10 protein-coding genes and 1 pseudogene are annotated in these 8498 nt (G+C 64.2%); 5 read left to right on the top strand and 6 right to left on the bottom strand.

The genetic code is table 11. The features are described from left to right. A partial coding sequence (gene gnd, locus VNW74_RS18255; protein ID WP_325679307.1) for a phosphogluconate dehydrogenase (NAD(+)-dependent, decarboxylating) occupies window positions 1-879 on the bottom strand: 879 nt, incomplete at its 3' end. A gap of 18 nt (window positions 880-897) precedes the next feature. After that, window positions 898-2295 carry a glucose-6-phosphate dehydrogenase gene (locus VNW74_RS18250; protein ID WP_325679305.1) on the bottom strand — a complete coding sequence of 466 codons (1398 nt, stop codon included), beginning with the start codon at window positions 2293-2295 and terminating at the stop codon, window positions 898-900. A 309-nt stretch (window positions 2296-2604) separates the two neighbouring features. On the opposite strand from VNW74_RS18250, the gene VNW74_RS18245 reads away from it, so the two are divergent. Continuing rightward, on the top strand, window positions 2605-3405 hold the full coding sequence (locus tag VNW74_RS18245; protein WP_325679303.1) for an adenylate/guanylate cyclase domain-containing protein: 801 nt from the start codon (window positions 2605-2607) through the stop codon (window positions 3403-3405). Window positions 3406-3407: 2 nt separating this feature from the next. Here the strand turns inward: VNW74_RS18245 and VNW74_RS18240 are convergent, their stop codons facing one another. Further along, window positions 3408-3569: a hypothetical protein gene (locus VNW74_RS18240; protein ID WP_325679301.1), complete on the bottom strand. Its 162-nt coding sequence runs from the start codon at window positions 3567-3569 to the stop codon at window positions 3408-3410. Between the two features lie 74 nt (window positions 3570-3643). On the opposite strand from VNW74_RS18240, the gene VNW74_RS18235 reads away from it, so the two are divergent. After that, on the top strand, window positions 3644-4324 hold the full coding sequence (locus tag VNW74_RS18235) for a guanylate cyclase (RefSeq protein WP_414686716.1): 681 nt from the start codon (window positions 3644-3646) through the stop codon (window positions 4322-4324). Window position 4325: 1 nt separating this feature from the next. Here the strand turns inward: VNW74_RS18235 and VNW74_RS18230 are convergent, their stop codons facing one another. Then, entirely contained in the window at window positions 4326-4667 is a 342-nt protein-coding gene (locus VNW74_RS18230) for a DUF732 domain-containing protein (RefSeq protein ID WP_325679297.1), read from the bottom strand. A gap of 166 nt (window positions 4668-4833) precedes the next feature. Between VNW74_RS18230 and VNW74_RS18225 the strand changes: the two genes are divergently transcribed. Continuing rightward, window positions 4834-5463 carry a TetR/AcrR family transcriptional regulator gene (locus tag VNW74_RS18225; RefSeq protein ID WP_325679295.1) on the top strand — a complete coding sequence of 210 codons (630 nt, stop codon included), beginning with the start codon at window positions 4834-4836 and terminating at the stop codon, window positions 5461-5463. Then, the gene (locus tag VNW74_RS18220) at window positions 5460-6284 is read left to right on the top strand and encodes a hypothetical protein (RefSeq protein WP_325679293.1); all 825 of its coding nucleotides are present in this window, start codon (window positions 5460-5462) and stop codon (window positions 6282-6284) included. Before VNW74_RS18225 ends, VNW74_RS18220 begins: the two co-directional genes overlap by 4 nt. A 47-nt stretch (window positions 6285-6331) precedes the next feature. On the opposite strand, the gene VNW74_RS18215 is transcribed toward VNW74_RS18220, so the two are convergent. Further along, complete coding sequence (locus tag VNW74_RS18215) at window positions 6332-6592, bottom strand: hypothetical protein (protein WP_325679291.1); 261 nt, start codon at window positions 6590-6592, stop codon at window positions 6332-6334. A 212-nt stretch (window positions 6593-6804) separates the two neighbouring features. Further along, window positions 6805-7641, bottom strand: a pseudogene (locus VNW74_RS18210) (thioesterase family protein). Between the two features lie 375 nt (window positions 7642-8016). Between VNW74_RS18210 and VNW74_RS18205 the strand changes: the two are divergent. Next, a partial coding sequence (locus VNW74_RS18205) for a nitroreductase/quinone reductase family protein (protein ID WP_325679289.1) occupies window positions 8017-8498 on the top strand: 482 nt, incomplete at its 3' end.

Genomic DNA, 8498 nt, shown 5'->3' with positions numbered 1-8498 from the left:
CGCCGCGATCGCGGTCCAGCGGCCCTCGCCGGAATCCGAGACGCGGCCGGAGAACTCGTGCAGGTCGGGTGATTCATGCAGCGCGATCGCGGTCAGGTCCAGCAGCCAGGAACCGACGACACTGCCCCGGCGCCACACCTCGGCGACATCGGCGATGTCGAAGTTGTACTGGTAGCACTCTGGGTTAGACAGCGGCGCGGTCTCGGCGTCGCCCTCCTGGACGCGTTTGCCGATGTCGGCATTGCGCAGGATGTTCAGTCCCTCGGCGAGGGAGGCCATGAACCCATACTCGATGCCGTTGTGCACCATCTTGACGAAGTGGCCCGCCCCGGAGGTGCCGCAGTACAGGTACCCCTTCTCCGGTTGCGCGACATCCCCGGTCCGGCCCGGGGTGCGCTCAGCCGCGTCCACTCCGGGTGCGATGGTGGCGAACAGCGGCTCGGCGTGAGCAAATGACTTCTCGTCGCCGCCGATCATCAGGCAGTAGCCGCGCTCGCGGCCCCAGACACCGCCGCTGGTACCGCAGTCCAGCAGGTGAATTCCCTTATCGCCCAGCAGCTTTGCGTGCCTGAGGTCGTCGCGATAGTAAGAGTTGCCGCCGTCGATCACGATGTCGCCGGCCTCCAGCGTGTTGGCCAGCCCTTCGATCACCGTCTGGGTGATCGTGCCCGCCGGCACCATCACCCACACGATCCGCGGCGTGGACAACTTCTCGGCCAGCTCGGCGACCGAGTACACCCCGGTGGTCCTGTCCTCACTGGCCAACGCCTTGACGGCGGCCGTGTCGTGGTCGTAGACCACACACTCGTGTCCGCCCGCGGTCACCCGACGGACGATGTTCGCGCCCATCCGGCCCAAGCCGATCATCCCTAGCTGCATGTCGCTCTGTTCTCCTTGTTAGTGGTTAACGGCTTGCCACGGCTGTTGCCAGCCGCGATGTCCTCGTAGTAGTTCGCGTGCCGCGTCCGGCCCCCAAGAGCCCGGTTCGTATTGGTGGATTTCGCCGGGGTGGTCCAGCAGCGGCTGCACGATCCGCCAGGTTTCTTCGATGCCGTCCTCGCGAGCGAACAACTGGTGATCGCCGGTCAGCGCGCCGTGCAGCAGTCGCTCGTAGGGCAGCAGCGGCTCGCCCAGGTCAGCCATGAACGACGAGTCCAGGTGCAGATCGCGCCAGCGGTCGCCTTCTAAAGCGGTGAGCTGCAGCCGCAGTCCGGGATCGGGGTCGATCCGCAGCACGATCTGGTTAGGCTCGGCCCGCCTGCGTCCGGACAGGAAAACCAACGACGGGACCCGGTGGGTGAACATTCGCACCTCGGTGACCCGCTCGGGCAGTGCCTTGCCCGCCCGCAAGAAGATGGGCACCCCGGCCCAGCGCCAGTTGTCGATCTCCACCCGCATCGCGACGAAGGTCTCGGTTTCAGAATTCTTGGCTACCCCATCAATGTCGGTGTAGCCGCGATACTGACCCCGCACGCAGCGATCCGGATCCACGGCCGGCATCGCGCGAAAAACGTCGGCCTTTCTGTCGTTGTGGTCGTCTGCGGTCAGCCCGACGGGGGGTTCCATCGTCACCCCGGCGAGCACCTGCAGCAGATGGTTTTGCACGACGTCACGCAAGGCGCCGACCTTGTCATAGAACTTTCCCCGGTCATCGACGCCGAAATTCTCGGCCATGGTGATCTGGATTTCGGAGATGACGTGGCGGTCCCACAGTTCGACCAGCGCCAGATTGCCGAAGCGCAGATACTCCAATTCGACGACCGGTTCCTTGCCCAGGAAGTGGTCCACCCGGAAGATCTGGTCCTCGTCCAGCACCGCGCGCAGTCGGGCGTTGAGTTCATTCGCGGACGTCAGGTCGTGACCGAAGGGCTTTTCCACCGCGACACGGGATCCGTTCAGCAACTCGGCTTTGGCCAGGTTCTCGACGATCGGCGCGAACAGCGAAGGCGGCATCTCCAGATAGAACAGGCAGTGGTGCTTCGAGCCGATCTGCTTTTTCAGCGCGTCGTAGAGCGCGGAATCGGTGACGTCGCCGTGCAGGTAGGACAGTCGGCCGGCAAACCGGTCGAACACCTTGTCGTCGACTTTTTCGCCGGCGCCTTCGATCGCCTTGCGGGCCCGGTTGATCAACTCCTCAACGCTGATGTCCTCGCTGGCGACGCCGACAATCGGACACTGCAGCAACCCCCTGCGCTCCAGGCGATAGAGGGCTTGAAAGGTCATCTTGCGGGCCAAGTCGCCGGTAATGCCGAAGATCACCAGCAGGTCCGAGGCGCTATTGCCGGATTCGGCCAATCGGGTCCTCCACGATCAATCGACTAGTCAGTGCGGCTTCAACACTTGCACAACGCGCCTACCTCGACCCTGCCGCGGCCAGTTCCAACCCTAAACACTGCGGTTCGGCCCGACAACCGGCAGCGCACGAAGTGTGCAACCCGCTACCCCAGCGGGCAAACAACAGCCGACCCGGCACGCCGGAATATCTGAATTCGCGGAACATACACTCGCGGTTGATCTTCCGCTTTCCATCCGGCTATGCACAGCTGGCATGGTGATTCGCCGATCTGGCACTGTCGCTGCGGAGGCCACGATGGATCGGGGAAGATGCGTGGCATGCACGATCACCTGTTGATCGCGGTCTACGCGCTGGCCGGCGTCGCGGCGGTCGAAGCCGCAGCCATGGGCGTTCTTTGGCGGCTGCTGTCCCGGGTCAGGGCCGAAAACGAGGCGCTGCGGCAGCAGCCCGACCTATTGAGTTTTGGGTCAAAAGCGGTCAAGACGGTGTGGCAGACCGCGAACCTGATGCGCAAGGAGGGTTTCGGCGCTGCGGTGCGCAGCTCGATCGAGGACCTTGCCGATTGGGCGGAGGTGGAACGACCGGATCTGGCCCGGGTGACTCCGGACGGCAGAGTGGCGATTCTGTTCTCCGACATCGAGGAGTCGACCGCGCTCAACGAGCGGGTCGGCGACCGAGCCTGGGTCAAGTTGATCGATGAGCACGACAAGCTGGTACGCAAGCTGGTCAAAGAGCACTCAGGGCATGTGGTGAAAAGCCAGGGCGACGGATTCATGATTGCGTTCGCTCGGGCCGAGCAGGCGGTGCGCTGTGGCATCGACCTCCAGCACGCGTTGCACAGAGAAGCGCAACGCAAGCGGCACAACGATATTCGAGTTCGGATCGGGATCCATATGGGCCGATCGGTGCGCCGCGGCGACGACCTGTTCGGCCGTAACGTCGCGATGGCGGCACGAGTCGCCGGCCAAGCCGACGGCGGGGAGATCCTGATCAGCGAGACCGTGCGCGACGCCCTCAGCGACTGCGACGACATCTCTTTCGACGACGGCCGCGAGGCCGAGCTTAAGGGCTTCGCCGGCACCCACCACCTCTACGCGGTCGCCGCGTAGGGCTAGGGCTCGTCGTCCGCCTCGGCCAGGCGCTGCTGCAGCCGGGCCCGGATCTCATCGGACGAGTAAGCCCGGCGCCGGCGCTGATCGCGTGCCACCAGCACTCCCCCGGCGGCGACCCCGACGATCCCGGCCAACCCGAGCAACTTCCAAACGGTGCGCATGCGCACAGGTTATTCGCGACTGCATCCTGCGATGAACGATATCTGCATATGGTGCGGTGGTGGAAACACATACGGTGAATCTGACCCAAGCGCTGGAGGCAACCCGGACCGGCGACATCTGGCTGTTTCGTGGGCGCTCGGGACCCGACCGCGCAATCCAGACCTTGTCGAACAGCCCGGTCAACCACGTCGGCATGACGGTGGCGATCGAGGATCTGCCGCCGTTGATCTGGCATGCCGAACTCGGCGACAAGCTGACCGATGTGTGGACCGGCACCACCCACCGCGGCGTGCAACTCAACGACGCCGGACAGGTGGTCGAGCGCTGGATGCAGCGCTACGGGCAACGATGCTGGTTCCGTCAGCTGACCCCCGACGCGACCCGCAAGCAGGAGAACCGGCTGCTGCGCGTCATCGCCCGGATGGACGGTACCCCGTTTCCGAGTACCACCCGGCTCACCCTGCGCTGGCTACGCGGTCAACTGCCGACCAGATACGACTGGGTGCGGGGAATCCCGTTCTTGGACAAACGGGTTCGCGAGTCAACCCGAAGGCGCAACGAAGAGCAGCGAAAGGGCCGCTTCGAGTCCGCCTATTGCGCGGAGACGGTCGCGGTCACCTATGAAGAGATGGGGTTGATCGAAACTGAGAAGCGGTCCAACTGGTTTGACCCAGGAAGGTTTTGGAGCGGCGACGATCTTCCATTGGTGACGCCCTACCGCCTGGGCGGCGAAATCGCGGTCGTCGCAGAATAAATCAGTCGCCACCGCATAGGTTGTTTTGCGCCGCGGTCGCCATGTCCAGCAAGTTCTGGTACGACGCGTTCGGGTACGTCCAATGCTTGGCGACGTAGTCTGGCGAATGCCCGGCCTGCAACTCCCCGCACATCGCGTGCCCGCTGCCCAGCAGGTATTGCCCTGACGCCGCGCTCACCGCGTATCCATGCCGGTTCAACTCGTCCAGGTAGCCGGCCTCGTCGGCGTGGCCTATCCCGGCGCTGAACAGGGCCGCGACCACGGACCCTGCCGTACAAGAGACAATCCGCACCGCTTTCACCGGCAGGCCCCATTCCGGTTCCACCCGCGTCTGCTCATTCATTTCCTCTCGATCGGGCAGATGCTACGGGCCCGCTGAGATCAAACTCCGAATGGGTGCTACCGCTGACCCTGGAGAAGGTGAGCGTTTCGATGCACCACGAGACCGCTGGCAAATTCGTTGACGACCGTCATTGACGGGTGACAATGAGATTCTGTACGGTGTCAGCGTGCCTTCACGTGCATCGACCGCAGAACCTGCCCCGCAGGTTGTCGGGGTGCGGGAGGCGCAGCGGCTTCAGACTCGGGCTCGTGTCTTTGACGCCGCGGTGGCCGAGTTCGGCCGGTCTGGACTGGCGGGTGCGGACGTCGCTGCGATCGCCGCGTCGGCGGGGGTGGCGCGCGGCACGTTTTATTTCCACTTCCCGACCAAGGAGCACGTGCTGGTCGAGTTGGAGCGGGCCGAGGAGGCCAAAATCGTGGCCACGCTCGACACCCGATCCGCCGCGCCCGACGACCTGCTGTCGCTGCTGCGCCTGCTCGTTCGCCACGTGCTGGCCGCCGAGGAGCGGTTGGGTCCCGTCGTGTTCAGAGACATGCTGGGCCTGCACTTCTCCGCGACCCGGCCCATCGAAGAAGAGGCGGGCGAGCATCCGCTGGCCGGATTCCTCATCGCCGCGATCGCCGAAGCGCAGGCTGCCGGAAGGGTGTCGCCGGATGCCGAGCCGGGTGCGCTCGGGGTGATTTTCCTTACCGGACTGTTCGCGTTGCTGGCCACCGGTGCGACCGCATCCCGCGAGCGCGCCGCGCTATTGGATCGATATGTGCTGACGATTGTTCAGGGAATGGAGGAGCGATGAACGCTCTGGGTATCGAGGGCTACCGGAACTACTTGGCGCGGCGAGACGGTGAGGCGGATTTGCTGCACCGCCGCCTGGCCAGCCGGGAAGAATTCTTCGACGGCTTGGTGGCGGACCCGGTCCGCTCACGTCGTCCCATCGATCGAGATGTGTTCGCGCGCAACCTGCGTCGCCGCCGACCCGAGCCTGGCCTGAACCGAGAAATGCTGTTTCTGCTGGCGACCGCGAAGTTGAACCAGGCGGAACGGTTCGGCGTCGGACTGGGAGAGACTTACGGACGCAATAGTGGTGACGACGCTCCGCCCGAGCGGGTGTATATCGAACTCGAAGAGCATTATCACACCCGCTTACTGGCCTACGTGCTCGACATGTTCGATCTGCCGTTCCAAGTCGTCCCGCCGCCGCTGGTGATGCGCCAGTTCGTGAAGATCAATGTCTTCATCCCGGAGCGCATCGCATTCGCATTCGTGGGGGCGGGCGAGATGGCGGGCTGCATCTTGTTCGACGAATTGCGCCGTGTCGGGGTCGAGTTGTTCGCCGACGAGCCCGATGTGGCCGGGCGCATCGAGCAACTCTATAGCGAAATTCTCACCGACGAGGTGGGCCATGTCGGCTATTGTGCCGCGCGCTGCACTTCACCGGAGCGGGCCGTAATGCGTTGGCTCTACCCGCGTTTCGGTCGGCTGTTCGCTCGTCAAACCGCGGAGATCAGCCTGCTGATCGATCCGAAGATGCTGCACGCCCGCCTCGACGAACCGTTCGATGTCGATCAGCTCACCGCCGGCCTACCGCACGAGGCATTCCTCGCAGCACACCCCTGACGGTTGGTAGGCGCGGGCCGCGGTCCTCCTCACCCTTGGTGGTGACGCTAGAGCCGCCTCGGCCGGCTCAGCAGATTAGTCCAGAGTCGACGCAAGTTGTCAATGCCACCGGCTGTCGAGCTGAACAACGTGGTGTCGCACACCAGCAGCTTGCCGGCGAACGCGTCTGGTCGCGACTGCAGCAGCGCGTCAAAGCTGGTACGGCCGTCTCGGGTGAAGGGGTGTGGCGGGGCGGCCGTGTCAACGTCCTGCCGGGCGAGCACATCCATCCGCTTGGCAGCCGCTCCAACTCGTTCCAGCTGGGGCAAGTGGGGATGAAGGTTGAATGCCTCGACGCCCCGCAACAAGTCGAGGGCGTCGCGTGTGCGATCGATCTCGACGGGCGCTGGCGCGCCGTCGGTCGTGGCGGCGGGGCGCAGACCGAAGCGGTTGTTGTGTCAACGTTACCAGGGCGCGGCTCTGCTCGGAGGCGCGATGAAACCTTCAGGCCACGTGGTGTTTTGGTGGTAGCGCACTTCGTTCACACCTGAGTCGTGAAGGACGGATTGAACGCATCGGCGGACTGGGCCAAAGCGAGCGCTGAACTGATGCCGATCGGCCCGTGCCGATCGAACAGGGTCGCTCCGCCAGTTGCTACACCGGCTGTGCCGTAGTGGCTTTGGGCTGCCAGCCCGAGGTATTCACCGTCCGGTAGTCGGCTCGCAGTGACCGTGTAGTCGGCGTTGATCTAGCGCAATCCGCCAGTGCCCCAATGAGTGAGCGAACTTGTGATATCACCGATGAATGCCAGTCGAGTAAACGGCGTGAGCGGGTGACCCTGCACGATCGGGCGGAAGACCCTCGTCCACGCGAACTTCTGGGCGTGGGATTGCTCCCACTCGGTCATACCTCGAGTCCCCTTCTCGGTGTTGGTGCCGTACCCCCAAATGAAGAACGGCAGGTCGGGGAACTCGTCGGAGTCGGTTGGAAGCGGCGGCATCCGCACCGGGGCGGTCCACACCTCGCCGTCGGGGTGCTCGCCTCGTCGCAGAAACAGTGCGCTCGCCCGCGCGACGGTCTTTCCGTTCTGCACCAGCGCACCGTCGACGAGCTTGATGCGCCGCCCTTCCCGCTGCACCGAGGTTTGAATCTGCACCGGTTCGAGCAGGGCTGGCCGCAACAGGTCGACCGTGAGACGGGCGGGCTGAAGGTCGGGATCGACGCCGGATTGCTCTATGCCCCAACCCAACAGGCCGCCGACGATCTGACCGCCCATAGCGGCGCCCCATGGTCCTCGCGCCATTGCGCTCGGCAGATAGGAGTCGCCGTCGACAGTGAAGAATGCCGCGGACGTGATGGCGGAATCCCCGATCGTCACCGGTATCACGATACGACACCGCATAGTAGGGACCGGTCCGCCGCCGGCGATTGGTGTCCTTGCCGCTGGACTGGTCGGTGAAGACCGTGTCAAGCTCGACGCCGACCAGTGGCGAGTCGTGTTCTGGTCGACGGTGCTGACTCGCTATGTCCAGCACAGCGGACCGACTGCGGACCGACAACGGCTAGACCAGGGGTGACCTGGAGTTCTACCCGTTGAAGCGGAGCTTGACCACGTCGCCGACCCAACGTCAGCGGCCGCCCTAACCAGTTGGATCAACGCATGGTTACATGATTCAACCTGGCTCCGGAAGATGAGGTCAGCTACGCAGGTTCGGTCCAATCGTCTTCACCCCGCCTACGTTAGGAGTCACCCATGGGCGACGGCGATGCCGCAGCGATCCGAGCGGCGCGAGGTGACTGGGTCAGCGAGCACCTCGAGATCTATCTGACCTCCGGTGGCACACGAGGCCACATCGTGGACGTGAGTGCGGTCGGGGGCCGTGCGCTGACCACGCACTGCTTGATCAAGTGTGTGGGTCGCAAGTCGGCGAAGGTCTATGTCAGGCCGTTGATCTACGGCAACATCGGTGGCGAGATCGTGATCGTCGCATCGAAAGGGGGTGCCGACACGCATCCTGGGTGGTACTTGAATGTCTTAGAAAGCAACACGATCGGTGTGCAGATCGCGACCCAAGCGTTCGAGGCCACGTGGCGGGAACCCGAAGGCGAGGAACGGCATCAGGTGTGGGCCCATATGGCTCACCTGTTCCCCCCGTACCTCACCTATCAGCAGTCGACTAGCCGTCAGATCCCGCTGGTGATGTTGACGCCCGTGCGCCCGATCGACGTCTTCTC

It is taken from the genome of Mycobacterium sp. (assembly GCF_035570115.1).
Classification (GTDB): Bacteria; Actinomycetota; Actinomycetes; order Mycobacteriales; family Mycobacteriaceae; genus Mycobacterium.
The sequence above is the reverse complement of the archived record's forward strand: the minus strand, read 5'-3'. Positions and strand labels throughout refer to the sequence as shown.

Excerpts from the sequence above, each read along its gene's own strand:
- VNW74_RS18245 (WP_325679303.1), top strand. The coding sequence starts at position 2,605 with ATGCGTGGCATGCACGATCACCTGTTGATCGCGGTCTACGCGCTGGCC.
- VNW74_RS18240 (WP_325679301.1), bottom strand. The coding sequence starts at position 3,569 with ATGCGCACCGTTTGGAAGTTGCTCGGGTTGGCCGGGATCGTCGGGGTC.
- VNW74_RS18230 (WP_325679297.1), bottom strand. The coding sequence starts at position 4,667 with ATGAATGAGCAGACGCGGGTGGAACCGGAATGGGGCCTGCCGGTGAAA.
- VNW74_RS18220 (WP_325679293.1), top strand. The coding sequence starts at position 5,460 with ATGAACGCTCTGGGTATCGAGGGCTACCGGAACTACTTGGCGCGGCGA.